Below are 15,200 nucleotides of genomic sequence, written 5' to 3' on the forward strand. Positions count from 1 at the left end.
CCATGCAACGACGCCACTTTGTGACCGGGGCTGCGGCCTCGGTGGCCAGCCTGTCTGCAGCCTCGCTGCTTAGCGGCTGCCAGAGCCCGCCGCCCGCGCTGGAATACGCCTTTGCAGGCATCGACATGGAGCGTGGCCACGCGCTGCGCGACCTGCTGGCCCGGGGCACCTTGCCAGAGCCCGCCGTGGTGCGCCGTGCCCAGGTCATCATCGCCGGGGGCGGTGTGGCGGGGCTGGCCGCCGCGCGCAGCCTGCGCCTGGCCGGGGTGCACGACTTTGCCCTGCTGGAGCTGGAAGACACCGCAGGCGGCAACAGCCGGGGCGGCGCCGTCAACGGCGTGGCCTGCCCCCTGGGCGCGCACTACCTGCCCGTGCCCGGCGACGATGCGCCCGAGGTGCAAGACCTGCTCGAAGAACTGGGCCTGCGCCAGCGCGTGGCCGGGCGCTGGGAATACGGCGGCGAGGGCGGCCGCCACCTGTGCCACAGCCCGCAAGAGCGCCTGTACTTCGAGCACGAGTGGCAAGAAGGCCTGCTGCCCGTGCAAGGCGTGGGCGAATCCACCCTGGCCCAATACCGCAGCTTTGCCCAGGCGGTAGACGCCGCCAGCCGCGCCGCCCGCTTCACCATGCCGCTGTTTGCCGCATTGAATACAAAAACCGGCCTGACGCCCGCCCATCAAGCGCTAGACGCTATGACTTTGGAAGCATGGCTGCAGCAGCAAGGCCTGGACGATGCGCACCTGCGCTGGTACCTGGACTACTGCTGCCGCGACGACTACGGCGCAGGCATCGCCCGCGTGTCGGCCTGGGCCGGGCTGCACTACTTTGCCAGCCGCCACGGCTTTCACGCACCCGGCGAGGCCGTGGCCGAAGACCGCGAAGGCGTGCTCACCTGGCCTGAGGGCAATGGCTGGCTCACCCAGCAGCTCGTCGCACCGCTGAAGGCGGCAGGCCAGCTGCGCACCGCCACCAGCGTGCTGCGCATTGCCGAAACCCGGCGTGGCGTGGAGGTGGACGCCTACAACCACCAGACGGGCAACGTAGAGCGCTGGCAGGCGCCGCGCTGCGTGGTGGCGCTGCCCGTGTTCGTGGCCGCCCGCGTGGTGCAAAGCCCCCCCGCGTTTTTGGCGCAAGCCGCCCAGCGCCTGCAGTGGGCGCCTTGGGCCGTGACCAACATCCACCTGAATGCGCCGCTGACCGACCGCCCCGGCGCCGCCCCGGCGTGGGACAACGTCATCTACGGCGACACCAACCCCGGTGGCCTGGGCTACGTCGATGCCTCCCACCAAAAGCTCGATCCCCGCCCCGGCCCCACCGTGCTCACCTGCTACCAGGCCCTGGGCGACGTGGCCGATGCGCGCCAGCAACTGGCCACCCACAACGCCGAACATTGGGGCAGGGCGGCCCTGGCGTCGCTGGCGGGCCCGCACCCCGACGTGCTGCAGCGCGCCACCCGCGTGCAGGTCACCCGCTACGGGCATGCCATGTCCATCCCCGTGCCGGGGGTACAGCAGTTTTTAAGCCAAATCGGGCTGCAGGGCGCACAGGGTAAGCGCAAGCTGCTATTGAATGGAGAGCGCCAGCGCCCCATCCCCACCCCGGCCACCGCGCGGCTGGCCTTTGCGCACAGCGACTGGTCGGGCTACTCGGTGTTTGAAGAGGCTTTTACGCGGGGGCACGCGGCGGGGCTGTGGCAGGGATGAAATAGCCCTCTGGCGCTTGCTAATAAAGCGCTAAAAGCTATTAAAAATATAGCAATTTGTTTGCAACTTCCCTGTTGCGATGCCGGCGCTCCAGTGGCGTAGCTAGCACCCATGGTGCGCCTGCGAACAGACGGCGGTGCCCCCGCGTGAGACAGTGACTGCAGAGGCTGCCGCCCGGTGGCTTTTACCTTCTGAGGGTCTGTTCCATGCGCCGCCAAAAAAACCATATCCAACGCCTTCGCCGCACGCGCAGACGCGCGCGCTCTGTTGCCCTTTGTGGTGGCGTGCTGGCTTTGCTGGCCTTGCAGGGCTGCCAGCACGTGGACACCACCACCTCCTGGGCGCTGGTGAGTCCGGCGCCCAGCGCCTACCTGGAAGACAGCGTGCTGACCTCGCGCGTGAAGGCTGCGCTGCTGCTGTCGCCCGTGCAAAACAGCATCTACATCGGCGTGGATGTGCGCCAGGGCGTGGTGTTGCTCAGTGGCCGGGTGGACGATGCCACCCAGCGCGACCTGGCCGTGTTTGTGGCCCAAAGCGTGCGCGGCGTGCACAAGGTGGACAGCTTCATCTTCATGCCGGGCGTCGCCTACGCCGCGATGGACTATGGCAGGCCCGATGAAGGGTTGGAAGCCGCGCAGTCCACCCCTGACGAGCTGCCCACACTCAGCAGCCCGTTGGCTGCCGACGATGCTGGCGGACGGCCGTACAGTCCCACGGTCTCGCCCATGAGGGCCTTGGCCTACCGTGTTTTGGGTATCGGCAGCATCCAGGACGAGTTGCTCATCAAGCCTTGAGTGTGAAAAAGAGGCTGCGCGGGGCAAGGGGGAGGCATTGGCCCTTTCCATGCTGTGCCTCCTGCAAGCTCTTCCTCATCGCGTCCCTTCCCATTCAACGTGTTCAGCCCGCCATCCCCTCCAGCGCCTACGCACCCACGTGCATCAGGCGCTGGTAGATGTCTTTGTCTGCCGCATAGCAACTGCAGGCCTCGGCTTCCAGGGCCTTGCGGTTGAGCACGGTGAGTTCTCCCCGGTGGTACGAGATCAGCCCGCTGTCCTGGAACAGGCTGGCGGCCTCCGTCACCCCTACGCGGCGCACGCCCAGCATCAGGGCCATGAACTCTTGTGTGAGGTGAAAGCTCTCGGTGCGTGAGCGGTCCTGGCTCATCAGCAGCCAGCGGGCCAGGCGCGGTGCAATCAGGTGGTAGCGCTGGCACGCCGCAGCCAGCGTTTGCTGGTGCAGCCGCACCAGCAGGCAGGCCTGCAGCAGCTTTTGCAGGGAGGGCAGGGCATCGCATTGCGCACGCAGGTCGTTGGTCCCAATGCGCCAGCCAGCCCCCGCGCCCTGCACCAGCGCCCGCCAGGGGGTAGCGGCCAGCCCCAGCACCAGCTCTGAGCCCAGCATGCTTTCGGCCCCCAGCATGCCCACCTCCAGCGCGGGGTGGCTGTCCACATCAATCACCAGTGACAAAAACCCCTCGGTCGGAAAGTAAGCGTGGCGCAGCGGCTGCCCGCGCACACTCAGCTCGGTGGACAACGACAGTTCACACAGCTCGCAGTGGCCCAACAGTTGTTGGCGTGCCGCCTGCGGCAGCTGGCGAAGGAGTTTGTTTTCAGGGCGGTGCATGCAGTGCGCTTCACAAAGGAATCAGCGCAGTCCGAAGGGGCCGCAGCCTGAGGACTGCACGGTGGCCTGCCCCTTCCATGATGGGGTGGCAGCACGCCGTGCCAGTCTGCGTTCAGTGTGGGCGCTTGTGTTGGGTGTGACTGTCTGATACCGCACACAGCGCAGTGCGCACAGCGGTCTAGCTGGCGACTCCCTTGGGCAGCAGCCGGTCGTATTCTTTTTTCACCACCTCGTAGCACTCGCAAGTGCGTGCCTCTAGGCCAGGGCGGTTGCGCACGTTGATGTGCCCCCGGGCGTAGCTGATGAGGCCTGCCTTTTGCAGCTTCATGGCAGCTTCGGTCACCCCTTCTCGGCGCACGCCCAGCATGTTGGCGATCAGCTCTTGCGTCATCACCAGTTGGCTGCTTGGCAGCCGGTCCAGGCTCAGCAGCAGCCAGCGGCACAGTTGCTGGTCAAGTGAGTGGTGGCGGTTGCACACGGCGGTTTGCGCCATCTGGGTGATGAGGGCCTGGGTGTAACGCAGCATCAGGTGCATGACGGGCCCCGAGCGCTCAAATTCCGCCTTGATGGCCTGGGCGCTGAGCCGGTAGCCCCGTCCGGCGCTTTGCACCACGGCCCGGCTAGGGGTCGAGCCGCCGCCCATGAAAATCGACACGCCCACCACGCCTTCAAAGCCCACCACAGCAATCTCTGCCGATGCGCCGCTCTCCAGCACATACAGCAGCGACACGATGGCACTGGTGGGAAAGTACACATAAGGCATGTGCGCGCCGGACTCGTACAGCACCAGCCCGAGCGACAAATCCACAGGCTCCAGCAGTGGCAGCCAGCGTTGCATATCGGCTGGGGGCAGGGCGGCCAACAGCCGGTTGTTCAGGGGGTTATCGGTGGCGTGAATGGCGGGCCCCTTCGTCGTCGTGAGGAGGCGTGGCAGCACCCCGGGGGGACGGCACGCCTCCCCGGGTGCCGCCACGCTGCGCGAAGCTCAGTGTGCGATGCTGGGCCGCGCGCAGTCTGTACGGTACCGCACATAGGGTACGCCCCCCGCAAAAAAGACGGTGCAGAGGCTTTGCTAGGCCGAAAACGACCCCGCTTCGTCCACCCGAGGGGGCGTGGGCTGGGGGGCTGCGCCAGGTGCGCGGGGATCCTGGGAGGCAAGGGGCGCCATGGCTGGGGCATACAGGGGGACTACAAAGCACGCGCTGCCGGGCAGGTCGGCCCAGCGCAGGGGCTCGCCGGCCTGCAGCAGGCGCGCGCCAGCGGGTGCGTTGGGCGGCAGCAGGTACAGCGCCATGGCCGACGTCACCCGCACCAGCAGCAGCCGCAGGGTGCGCGGGCCGCGCACCAGGGTGATTTCGGCGCTCGGCCAGTCGTGCGGCATGCAGGGCGCCACAAACAGCTCGTGGGCGCTCATCTGCAGGCCCAGGATGGATTCCACCGCCGCCCGGTGCAGCCAGCCTGCGGCGCCGGTGTACCAGCTCCAGCCGCCGCGCCCCACATACGGTGGCTGGCTGTAAACATCTGCCGCCATCACATAGGGCTCCACCCCGTACTGCGCGCCCCACACGGGGTGCTGCGCGCGGTGGGCGGGGCTCAGGTAGGTGAAGTAGCGGTAGGGCACCCGGGCTGCCTCAGCGTTGCGGGGGTCTTGCACGCCCAGTGTGGCAGCGGCCATCAGCGCCCACACGCCTGCGTGGGCGTACTGGCCCCCGTTTTCGCGCACGCCCGGTGGGTAGGCCTGGATGTAGCCTGCGCTGGGCTGTGCATGCACCAGCGGCGGCTCCAGCAGCTGGATCAGCCCGGCACCAGGGTCAACCAAGTGCGTCTGCACGGCCAGCATGGCGCCATGCTGGCGCACTTGGCTGGCCTCGCCAGAGAGCACTGCCCAGGCCTGTGCAATGAGGTCAATGCGCCCCTCGGCCCGGGTGTGCGTGCCCAGGGGGGTGCCGTCGTCAAAAAAGGCGCGCAGGTACCAGTCGCCGTCCCACGCGGTGGTGGCCAGCGCTGCACGCCAGCCGGCCAGGGCATCGCCCCAACGCTGCACGCGGGCTAGGTCGCCCTGCTGGCGGGCCAGCGCAATCCAGGCGCGGGTGATGGTGCACAAGAACCAGCCCAGCCACACCGATTCACCCTGCCCGCCATCGCCCACGCGGTTCATGCCGTCGTTCCAGTCGCCGCCCCCCATCAGCGGCAGGCCATGGGCGCCCACGTTCAGGCTGTGATCGATGGCGCGGGCAGCATGCTCGTAGATGCTGGCCGTGGTGGCGCTGGTGTGCGGGGTTTCGTACACATCTTCTGCCCCTTCGGGGATCTCGGCGCCTTGCAAAAAAGGCACCTGCTCGCCTAGCAGCTCACTGTCTGCGGTGTGCTGCAGGTAGTGCGCGCAGGCAAAAGGCAGCCACAGCAGGTCGTCGGAAAAGTGCGTGCGCACGCCCGCGCCGCCCGGCGCGTGCCACCAGTGCTGCACGTCGCCCGCCTCAAACTGGCGCGATGCGCACAGCACGATCTGCGAGCGCAGCAGGCCGGGCTGCGCCCAGACCAGGGCCATGGCATCTTGCAATTGGTCGCGGTAGCCCGTGGCGCCGCCCGCCTGGTAAAAGCCCGCCTTGGCGTACAGGCGCGATGACACGGTCTGGTACAGCAGCCAGCGGTTGACCAGCACATCGAGCAATGGGTCAGGGGTGCGCACCTGGGTGGCACCCAGCAGGGCGTTCCATTGCGCCAGGGTGGCGTGCTCGCGCTCGGCCGCAGCCACGCCAGCGGCCTGCTGGGCGAGCGTGCGGGCAGCGGCCTCGGTGGCGGCATAGCCCAGCAGATACACCCGCGCAAACGAGGCCCCCGGGCGCAGCGTGACCAGGCGGGACAGCGCGGCGCACGGGTCCAGCCCAAAGCCGCTGCGCTGGCCCAGTTGCAGCGGCAGCACCAGGCGGCCCTGCGCATCCCAGAACTCGCTGCGGTCACAGGTCCAGTCGGTGCTGTCGTTGGACCGCTCCTCCTCTCCCGCCCCAACCGATGCTTCGCAGAAAAACGCCGTCCCCCGCCCAGCCCTGCGCCCGCTTCGGTCTGGGTGCACAGCAGGCCCAGCAGCCGCTCTGGGCTCGGTTCGGTGTCATCGGCCGGTTCAAAGCAGGGCCGGGTGGCCAGCGTGGCGCGGTCGCTGCGCTTTTCGCCCAGCATCCACTCCACCATGGCCACGGTGCGCAAATGCGCGCGCTGCGTGCCCAGGTTGGTCACCTGCACATGCACCTGTTTGACGGCGGTGGCAGCGTCCACACACCAGCGCACCACCACCTGCAGTGGCCCACGGCGGTGGGTGATGGTGGTGGTGCCCTGCGCATGTTCCACGCGGTAGGGCACGCCCGCGCCCCAGGCCGAAGGCGTCAGGCTCCACACCTCGCGGGTGCGGCGGTCTTGCAGCAGCAGCCACTCGGCGGTGGGGTCTGCCACGGGGTCGTTAGACCAGGCCGTGAGCTGGTTCAGGCGGCTGTTGCCCGCCCAGGTGTTGCCCCCGCCCGTTTCCGACACCAGGGTGCCCAGGTGCGGGTTGGCCAGCACATTCACCCAGGGCCGGGTGGGCCGCAGCTGCGGCGACACCTCAAACCCGAACGTGCCTGTGCCAGGCGCAAACTGTCCCACTGGCGCGGGCACGGTGGTGTGCGCTGCGTGGGTGGGCACGTCGTCGGTAGCGCCGCCGCGCCAAGGGCTGGCACCCGCGCCCCCCCGCGCGGCGCCGTGCGCGGCCACCCAGGCCTTGACCTGGTGCATGAGGGCATGGCCATCGGCCTGCAGTGTGATGCGTGCCAGGCTGGCCAGGGTGCCCAGTTGCTGGGCCGATAGCTCCTCCAGCCGCAGCACCCGCAAGCTGGTCACCGCCGGGCCGCTGTGGGCGAGCAGGTCGGTGTCGTGGTGCTCGCGCAGCAGCGTCAGCTCGCGCTGCAGCGGCATCAGGTAAGAGTGGGGCTCGCTGCTGAGCACCACCAGGTCGCAGGCCACACCGCCGTGCGCCCATTCGCGCAGGGCCTGGGCCAGGGTGCGCAGCAGTCCCATGCCTTGGGGTGGCCCGGCGGTGACCAGCACCAGCGGCCGCTCGCCCGACAGGCCCAGCTGCCACAGCACGCGCCGGTCACACACGCGCGAGGGCGCTGGCGGCACGGCCAGCACGTGGGTGCCGGGCGCATCCACCTTGGGCAGCGTCAGCACCAGGGCGGTGGTCAGCATTTGCAGGGCGGGCAGGTAGTCGCGGTGCGGGCGGTGCGATGCCCATTGGATGCTGGCCAGCGTGGCCGACATGGCCGAAGCGCGCTCCACATAGCTGGGCTGGCGGTATTTGTCCACGATGGCGCGCAGCGTCACCGCGTTGGGCGAGGCCGCCGTGCCAAAGGTGATGCACGCCTGCCCGCCGGGCTCCAGGCGCAGGCGCACCCCCAGCGCCGCCACAGGGTCCAGACCCGTGTCCAGCACAGTGGGCTGGTTCGGTTCATTCGGATCTGTGGGCACGGGCTGCAGGTACGCCAGGGGACGGGCAGGCGTGTGGTTGCGCCCCAGCCAGTGCTGGCGGTCGGTCTGGTAGAGCAGGCCCAGCACCTGGCCCTCGGCATGGGCCACAAAGTGGGCGGCGTGCAGCGTGGCTTCGGTTTGCAGGCGTGGGGTGCGCTCAAAGTGCAGCGCCTGCTCGGCAGGCAGCCAGTGTGCGGTGACGAAGAGGTTGGAGAAGGTCGGGTGGGCCTCGTCGGCAGCATGGCTGGTCAGCGTGATGTCCAGCGCCGAGATCAGCTCCAGCTCCAGCGTCTCCGTGCCCAGGTTGCTCACCTCCACGCGGCGCAGCTCGATGTCGTCCTCCGGGCTCACCCACACGGTGGTGTGCACTTTCAGGCCGGGCCACAGGGCGTCAAAGCACACGCGGTCGGTGTGGAACACGCTGCGGTACACCGCTTGCGCATCGGGTGCGGGGTGGCTGGTGGTGGACACCGGCACGCCCCCGGCGGCGCGCACGTAGATGAAGCTGCCATGCGCGTCGCGCAGGGCGTCGTCGCGCCAGCGGGTGATGCCGGTCTGGTGCCAGCGGCTCCAGCCCGCGCCGTTGGGGCGCAGCGTCACGCTGTAGCGGCCGTTGCCTAGCAGGTGGGTGGGCTCCAGCGCCTGTGCACCGGGCACTACGGCGCGCACATGGTCGGGCGCTTTTTGCTGGCGGGTGTGCAGCGGCAGGCGGGGCGGCGCCAGGCGCAGTGAGGGCAGCTCGCGCGGTGCACGCTCTTGCAGCAGCGGCAGCACGGCTTCGATGCGGGCATGCGCCATGCCCCAGCGCTGGGCCACCCCGTCCAGCAGCACATTGGCCAGCGCCACGATGGTCATGCCCTGGTGGTGGGCCATGTAGGTGTGCACCAGCGTGTAGGGTGCGCCGTGCGTCTGGCGTTCGGGGGTGAAGTCCAGCGCTTCGTAAAAGCCATAGCGCCCGCGTGCCGACAGGGCGGCCAGGGTGCGCAGGTTGCTGCAAGCCATGCCCGCATCCACCTGCGTGGCCAGGGCCGTGGCGTAGGGGGCAATCACCAGCTCGCCCACTGGTGCGCGCCGCAGCGCAAGGCGCGGCACGCCCTGCGGGGCGTACTGGTAGGCCAGCGTGTGGTCGCGCCCGGCGTACGCGCACTCTGAAATGCCCCAGGGCATGGGCAGGGCGCTGCCCGTGGCGGGGTGCCGCAGGGTTTCGGCGCTGTGGGCCTGGGCTTGCGCCTGCACGTAGTCGCGGTGCTCGCGCAGGGCCGATCGGCCCGCCTCGCCCAGCGCGCTCAGGTGGGGCTCGGCCATCACCAGCGTGGGCATGAGGTACTCGAACATCGAGCCCGACCAGGACCGCAGCACGGCGCGGTGCCCGCTGGCAAAGAACGGGCGGCCCAGCGCGGCCCAGTGGCGCACGGGCACGTCGCCCTTGGCCACGGCCAGCAAGCTGGTGGTGCGCGACTCAGACGCCAGCAGGTCATAAAACGATGCGTCCAGTTGCTGCTCTTCCACCCGGTAGCCAATGTGCAGCAGATGCCGCCGTGGGTGGTACAGAAACCGGAAATCGGCCTGCCACGCCAGCGCATCCAGCGCCTCGGCCACCGCCATCAGGCGCTGGGCGGCCGCCTGCGCGCCGCCGGGCTGCTGGGCGGCAGCGCGGTCGCGCTCGGCCGATTGCAGCGTGGCCAGGTGGTCTGCCAGCAGCCACTGCAGCTCGTCGTGCGCGGTGGGCGGGGTCTGCACGATGGCCGGGTAGTGCGGCAGCGCCATGCTGTGCAGCTCTTGCTGGGCGCGCGCCAGCAGGGCGGCGTAGGCGTCGCTTGAGGTGGGGTCGGGTGTCGGGTCGGACGCTGGTTGCAGGGGCTCTGCATTGGGCATGCCCAGCAACTGGCACAGCGCGCTTTGGTGCAACAGGCTGCGGGTGCCGTGCTGCAGCGAATCCAGCCAGGGCTGCAGCCGCGCCCGAGAGGCGCGCACGGCCAGCACGCTGGCGGCGGGGTTCAGCGGGCCTGATGGGCTCAAGGTGTTGTGCGCCAAGGCGCTGCAGGCCTGGGCCACGGCGACCAGGTGGGCGCTGAGGTTGCCGCTGTCCACGGTGGAGACGTAGCGCGGCAGCAGGGGCTGCAGCGTTTCGGTGTCGTACCAGTTCAAAAAGTGCCCCCGGTGGCGTTCCATGCCTTGCAACGTGGCCAGGGTGGCCTCCAGGCGCAGCAGCAGGTCTTGCGTGCCAATCCATCCAAACTCACGTGCGCAGGTGGCGCTGAGCAGGTACAGCCCGATGTTGGTGGGTGAGGTGCGGTGCGCCAGCATTTCGTAGGGGGCGGTCTGCAGGTTGTCGGGCGGCAGGTGGTGGTTGGCAGCGTCCACGCAGCGCTCAAACAGCCGCCAGGTGTCGCGCACCACACCTTCGAGCAGCAGACGGTCTGGCGCCGTCAGCGCCTGTGCGCTGCCGCGTTGGCGGGCGGCGTTGGCACCCCACACCAGCAGCGGCGCCAGGGCCCACAGTGCCAGCACCGGCCACGCCAGTGCGGGCGGCACGCTGTCCCCACCCCAGGCCCACAGCACAGCCGCAGTGGCCAAGGCCAGCCAGGGTGCCAGGGTGTGGCGGCGCAGGGTGGGGCCCAGGCGGGTGACCAGGTTGTTTTGGGCGGTTTCGGCGGTGGTCCACTGCAGCAGATTCAGGCGGCTGGCGGCCTGGCGGTGCACGGTGCGCACCACGGCGTCGGCCATCAGCCAGGCTTGCTGGGGCAGCAGCGCCAGGTGCCACACGCCGCTGGCCAGCGCGCGCAGCAAGTCGGCCCCTGCGGCATGGGCAAAGCGCAGGCCCACCAGCCCAAAGCGGGCAGGCACGCCGCCCGCCAGCGCGCCCATCAGCGGTGCGGCCATGTGGGCCGCCAGCACCACGGCCAAGGTGGCGGCCAGGGGCAGGCCCACGCCCGCAAAGGACAGCCACAGCAGCAGCAGCGAGGCCGGGGCCAGCAGCGAGCGGCGCAGGTTGTCTGCCATCTTCCAGCGGTGGATGGGCGACAGCCCCCAGCGCCGGGCGTGCCGCAAAAAGGGCCACAGCTGCCAGTCGCCCCGCGTCCAGCGGTGCAGGCGGGCAGCGGCGCTGTCGCTGTGTTCGGGCTCGGCTTCGACCAGCGTGACGTCGCTGACCATGGCGCAGCGCGCCAGCGCGCCTTCGAGCAGGTCGTGGCTGAGCACCTGGTCGGCGGGCAAGCGCCCGCCCAGCACCGCGTGCACGGTGGCCACATGCAGCAGGCCCTTGCCGGTGAAGCTGCCTTCGGCAAACACGTCCTGGTACACGTCCGAGGTCATGGCGCTGTAGGGGTCCAGCCCTTGCTGCCCGGCAAAAATCCACTGCCACAGGGTGGCGTGGCGCTGCGCGGGCAGCGGCGCCAGCACGCGCGGCTGCAAAATGCCGTAGCCCTGCACCACGCGCAGGCCGCTGGCGTCGAGGCGGGGCTGGTTTTGCGGGTGTTCGGCCACGCCCACCAGGCTGCGCAGGCGCCCCGGGGGCAGCAGCGTGTCGCTGTCGAGCGTGAGCACGTAGCGCGTGTCTGCGGCCAGTTGCGACAGTGTGCCCAGCGGCATGAAGGCGCCGGGCATTTCGGTGGCCAGCTCGGCCACCAGTTGTTCGAGCTTGCCGCGCTTGCGCTCCCAGCCCATCCATTGCTGCTGCGTGGCGCTGTAGGTGCGGGCGCGGTGCAGCAGCACAAAGCGGGGGGGCTGGCCAGCGGCCACCGGGTGTTGGGCGTTCAGGGCCTGCAGCTGTGCGCTGGCCAGTGCCAGCAGTTCGGCGTCTGCGGGCAGGGTGGGGCTTGGGGCGTCCACGTCGTCGCTCAGCAGGGCAAACTGGGCGCAGGGCTCGGGGTTGGCCAGGTAGTGCAGGTGCATGCGGTGGGCCAGTCGCGCAATGGCGCCGGGGCTGCTGAGCATGGCGGGCACGGCCACCAGGACGCGCGCGGTGGGCGGTATACCGCCGGGCAGCAGGTAGCGCGGCATGTAGCTGGGGCGAATGGACTCGCCCACCAGTCGGTTGACCACCGCCACCACGATCTCGGACGCTGGCAAAAGCAGCAGCAACGCCACGCCTGCGAAGCTGCCCAGGCCCGCCAGCCAGGCCAGGTCTGCGCCACCGTCTTCCACGTCTGCAGCCATGAATGCCGCTGGTGAAGGCCACGGGCCAGGAGGCCAGGTGGGCAAGGCATGCCACAGCGGCGCCAGCCACCAGGCCAGCAGGGCCAGTGTGCCCACCAGCAGCGCGCCCAGGTACCAGGGCACGCGCAGGGCGCGCACGGCGGCGTGCCACAGCGCAGCGGCGGTGATGGCGTGGTGGCGCACGCCCAGGGCTTGCTCCAGCGCGGCCCGGCCCGGCCCTTGCAGCCAGTAGCCCGCCAGGGCGCTGTGCTGGGTGCTGTGCGGTGTGTGGCTGGGCGCTGCGGCTTCACCGCCCGTGCCCACCCCGCTGCCCATGTGCGCTATCAGCGTTTGCGCCACGGCCGCTTCGCCGCAGTGGCTGCGGGCCGACAGGCGCTCAATGCCGTGCAGTGTGGTGTTGCGTGTGGACTCGTCTTCTGCCGCAAACACGGGCGACTGCAGCATGGCGCGCAGCACCAGGCTCGTCTGTCCCACGATGTCGCTCCAGTCGGCCGCGCCAATGAGCCGCAGCGCCGTGACGGCATTGCCCATGCTGAGCTGGTCTGCAGCCTGGTTGATCTGCTGCTGTGTTTGCAGCGCGGCCAGGTCGGGCACCGCGCCTGCCAGCCATTGCTGCACGGGCCATTGGGGCGCTGCCGAGGCCGCTTCCCTGCTATCCCCACTGGTGCCGCCCTGCGCCCTGCGCCCCGCCATGGCTTGTGCCAGATGCACCAAAAACACGGCCCCCACGCCGCGCCGCTCCATGGCGGCCCAGGCCGCGTCCAGGGTGGGCAGCGTCAGGTCGTTGCAGCGGGCTGCGCACAGGCTGGCCAGCTCTTGCGCGGCCTTGTGGCTGGCCAGCCGCTCGGCCAGGCGGCGCAGGTTCTCAATCAGTACCACCCGCAGCGTGGTGGGCAGCGCCCACAGCTCGCCTTGGCTCAGCTCGCAGGTCTCTTGGTAGGCGTTCAGAAAATGCACCAGCAGGGGCTCGTCAAACGCGCTGTCGGTGTGCGCCACAAACGACCAGGCCACGCCATACACGCGTGGCAGCCCCACCAGCGGGGCGTTTTGCAGCACGGGCAGCGAGCGGTAGTAGCGCGGCGGCAGCCCGGCGTGGATCTCTTTGAGCTGGCTCTCGATCAGGTGGAAGTTGTCAAACAGCCATTCGGCGGCGGGGCTGATGGTGTGCTCTTCATGGGGCGCATCAAAGAGGTAGCGGTGGGCCGAGCGCAACGCGCGGATGTTGCTTTGCAGCCGGGGGTAGAACGTGGCCCGCCCAAACGGGGCCTTGCGGGCGCGGTGCGTGTTGCCCAGGTGCCTGCCGTGCTCCTCAAAGCGTGCCAGGCCAAACACCTCGGCGCGCACCGGCTCCAGCACCGCGCCAGCGCGTGCGTCCAGCATGCCCTCCATCGCGGCGGGCACCCAGGGCCACTGCGCGCGCAGCGCCCTGCGCGCCGCGCTCACAGCGCCAGCGATACCGCACCCACCAGCAGTGTGATGACCAGCACCACCGTGACCACATGCTCAGCCACCACGGCCTGCAGCCACAGGGCGCCCGTGAGCAGGCTGTCCATGGGCCCACGCAAGGCGCCGCAGTGCTGCAGGTGCTCGCCCAGGCTGGACAACTCCAGCAGCGACACATCGGCAGGCTGCCCCGCACAGGCGGTGTCCCAGGCGCAGGTTGGGGGGTGGATGGGGTGGGTCATGGCGGCCTCCTGTGGCGGGTGAACGGCACGGCGGCGGTGCCGCCCTGCTCTGGTTCACTTGTACCGACCGGATGCCGGGGCGTCTGTGCGTTGACGAACACAACCTGGGCCCTTGGCACTGGCAACTCTGCTGGGGCACCATGGAGAACAAGGCTGTGTAGGTAGAGGGAAAAAGAGGATCTGGCGCTTGATATATATACGCTAGCAGCTATCAAAAATGTAGTGCGATGGAGGCTGAAGAGACAGTGCAGTGAAGGAGGGTGCCCACTTCGCCACCTGGCTAGCCTGCGCCGCGCTGTCACGCCATGGCGCTCGATCTGTCATACCGCCGTCACAGCGCGTGGGCAAGCTCTCGCTTGTCTTCATCTTGTTGTGTTTTTGGACTGTCATGCCTGTTCTGTCTGCATCCTCCATCGTCTCCCGCATCGCTGCCAACATGGCCCACGTGGCCCACGCCAGCAATGCCACCGCCATGGCCCTGCTGGCCGTCACCGCACGCGCTTGGGCGCTGCCCGTGGCTCAGCCTGCCCCCATCGCGCTGGCCAAGTAATCCACCCACGCCCGCACCCGGCTGGGCAAAAACCGGTTGGGCGGGTACAGCAGCCACGCCGTGCCTGAATAGGCCGTGTCGTGCCGCCATGCGGTCAGCACCCGCACCAGCGCGCTGCTGGCCAGGGCCGCTTGGGCCGCAAATCCCGGCAGGCTGGCAATGCCCAGGCCCGCAATGGCGGCCTCGCGCCGCATCTCGCTGTGGTTGACCACGTAGCGCCCGTGCACTGACACGGTGGCTTGTTCCCCATCCTGCAGCGGCTTTGGGCCTGCTGGGTCGTTTCTCTTTCCCTTGGTTGGCGCCACGCGCTGCGTGAACCGCCAGCGCCGGTCGCTCGGGTCTTCGCCCAGGTAAATGCAGTCGTGCGCGGCCAGCTCGCCCGGGTGCTGCGGCGTGCCACGGCGCGCCAGGTAGGCGGGGCTGGCGCACACGATGTGCTCCACCGCCTCCAGCGGGCGGCCCGCCAGCCCGGGCGGGGGTGTGTCGGTGATGCGAATGGCCAGGTCCACATCTTCGGCAAACAGGTCCACCACCCGGTCGGTCACCACCAGCTGCACATCGACCTGCGGGTGCGCCGCCAGAAACGGGGGCACCAGTGGGTGGATGCGCTGGCGCCCATAGGCCTTGGGCACGCTCATGCGCACCAGCCCCTGCGGGGTGTGGGTGTGCTGCTCGGCCAGTTGCAGCACCTCGCGGGCGGCGCTGTCCAGTGCCTGGCAGCGGGTGTAGGCGGCGTGGCCTGCTTCGGTCAGCCGCAGCTTGCGGGTGGTGCGCTCGAGCAGGCGCACCTGCAGCAAGCCTTCCAGCCGTGCCACTTGCCGACTCACGGCCGACGGTGTGGTGCCCAGCGCCCGCGCCGCGCCAGAAAAACTGCCCGCCTCCACCACCCGGGCAAACACGGCCATGTCGGTCAGGTGCGCCAGGTGCGCGATGGGTGCCAAGGCTTCATTTGTGCGCATGGGGAACAAATGTTGTTCTGAAAGG

Annotated in this window: 8 protein-coding genes and 1 pseudogene; 3 read left to right on the forward strand and 6 right to left on the reverse strand. The window is 69.4% G+C overall.

Annotated elements, in window-relative coordinates:
- Window positions 1-2: 2 nt before the first annotated feature.
- Together EAG14_RS00750 and EAG14_RS00755 are read left to right on the forward strand one after the other, a co-directional pair.
- Complete coding sequence (locus EAG14_RS00750) at window positions 3-1,703, forward strand: NAD(P)-binding protein (RefSeq protein WP_121727764.1); 1,701 nt, start codon at window positions 3-5, stop codon at window positions 1,701-1,703.
- Between the two features lie 284 nt (window positions 1,704-1,987).
- Window positions 1,988-2,497: a BON domain-containing protein gene (locus tag EAG14_RS00755; protein ID WP_240456895.1), complete on the forward strand. Its 510-nt coding sequence runs from the start codon at window positions 1,988-1,990 to the stop codon at window positions 2,495-2,497.
- Window positions 2,498-2,624: 127 nt separating this feature from the next.
- On the opposite strand, the gene EAG14_RS00760 is transcribed toward EAG14_RS00755, so the two are convergent.
- The 5 genes and pseudogenes from EAG14_RS00760 to EAG14_RS00775 form a co-directional block, all read right to left on the reverse strand.
- Entirely contained in the window at window positions 2,625-3,326 is a 702-nt protein-coding gene (locus tag EAG14_RS00760) for a Crp/Fnr family transcriptional regulator (RefSeq protein WP_121727766.1), read from the reverse strand.
- A 178-nt stretch (window positions 3,327-3,504) separates the two neighbouring features.
- Window positions 3,505-4,164 carry a Crp/Fnr family transcriptional regulator gene (locus tag EAG14_RS00765; RefSeq protein ID WP_199173454.1) on the reverse strand — a complete coding sequence of 220 codons (660 nt, stop codon included), beginning with the start codon at window positions 4,162-4,164 and terminating at the stop codon, window positions 3,505-3,507.
- 234 nt (window positions 4,165-4,398) lie between these two features.
- Window positions 4,399-6,399 (reverse strand): GH36-type glycosyl hydrolase domain-containing protein, encoded by a 2,001-nt coding sequence (locus tag EAG14_RS23675; protein WP_371414390.1) that lies wholly within the window; start codon window positions 6,397-6,399, stop codon window positions 4,399-4,401.
- A 107-nt stretch (window positions 6,400-6,506) separates the two neighbouring features.
- Window positions 6,507-13,370: pseudogene (locus EAG14_RS00770) on the reverse strand (glucoamylase family protein); the annotation flags it as partial.
- 50 nt (window positions 13,371-13,420) lie between these two features.
- Window positions 13,421-13,666 carry a hypothetical protein gene (locus tag EAG14_RS00775; RefSeq protein ID WP_099742396.1) on the reverse strand — a complete coding sequence of 82 codons (246 nt, stop codon included), beginning with the start codon at window positions 13,664-13,666 and terminating at the stop codon, window positions 13,421-13,423.
- A gap of 388 nt (window positions 13,667-14,054) precedes the next feature.
- On the opposite strand from EAG14_RS00775, the gene EAG14_RS22570 reads away from it, so the two are divergent.
- Entirely contained in the window at window positions 14,055-14,216 is a 162-nt protein-coding gene (locus tag EAG14_RS22570; protein WP_158235604.1) for a hypothetical protein, read from the forward strand.
- On the opposite strand, the gene EAG14_RS00780 is transcribed toward EAG14_RS22570, so the two are convergent.
- Complete coding sequence (locus EAG14_RS00780) at window positions 14,186-15,175, reverse strand: LysR family transcriptional regulator (protein WP_121727767.1); 990 nt, start codon at window positions 15,173-15,175, stop codon at window positions 14,186-14,188. The two genes, EAG14_RS22570 and EAG14_RS00780, sit on opposite strands and share 31 nt — an antisense overlap.
- Window positions 15,176-15,200 lie beyond the last annotated feature (25 nt).

The sequence above is a fragment of the Acidovorax sp. 1608163 genome (genome assembly GCF_003669015.1).
GTDB lineage: Bacteria > Pseudomonadota > Gammaproteobacteria > Burkholderiales > Burkholderiaceae_C > Acidovorax.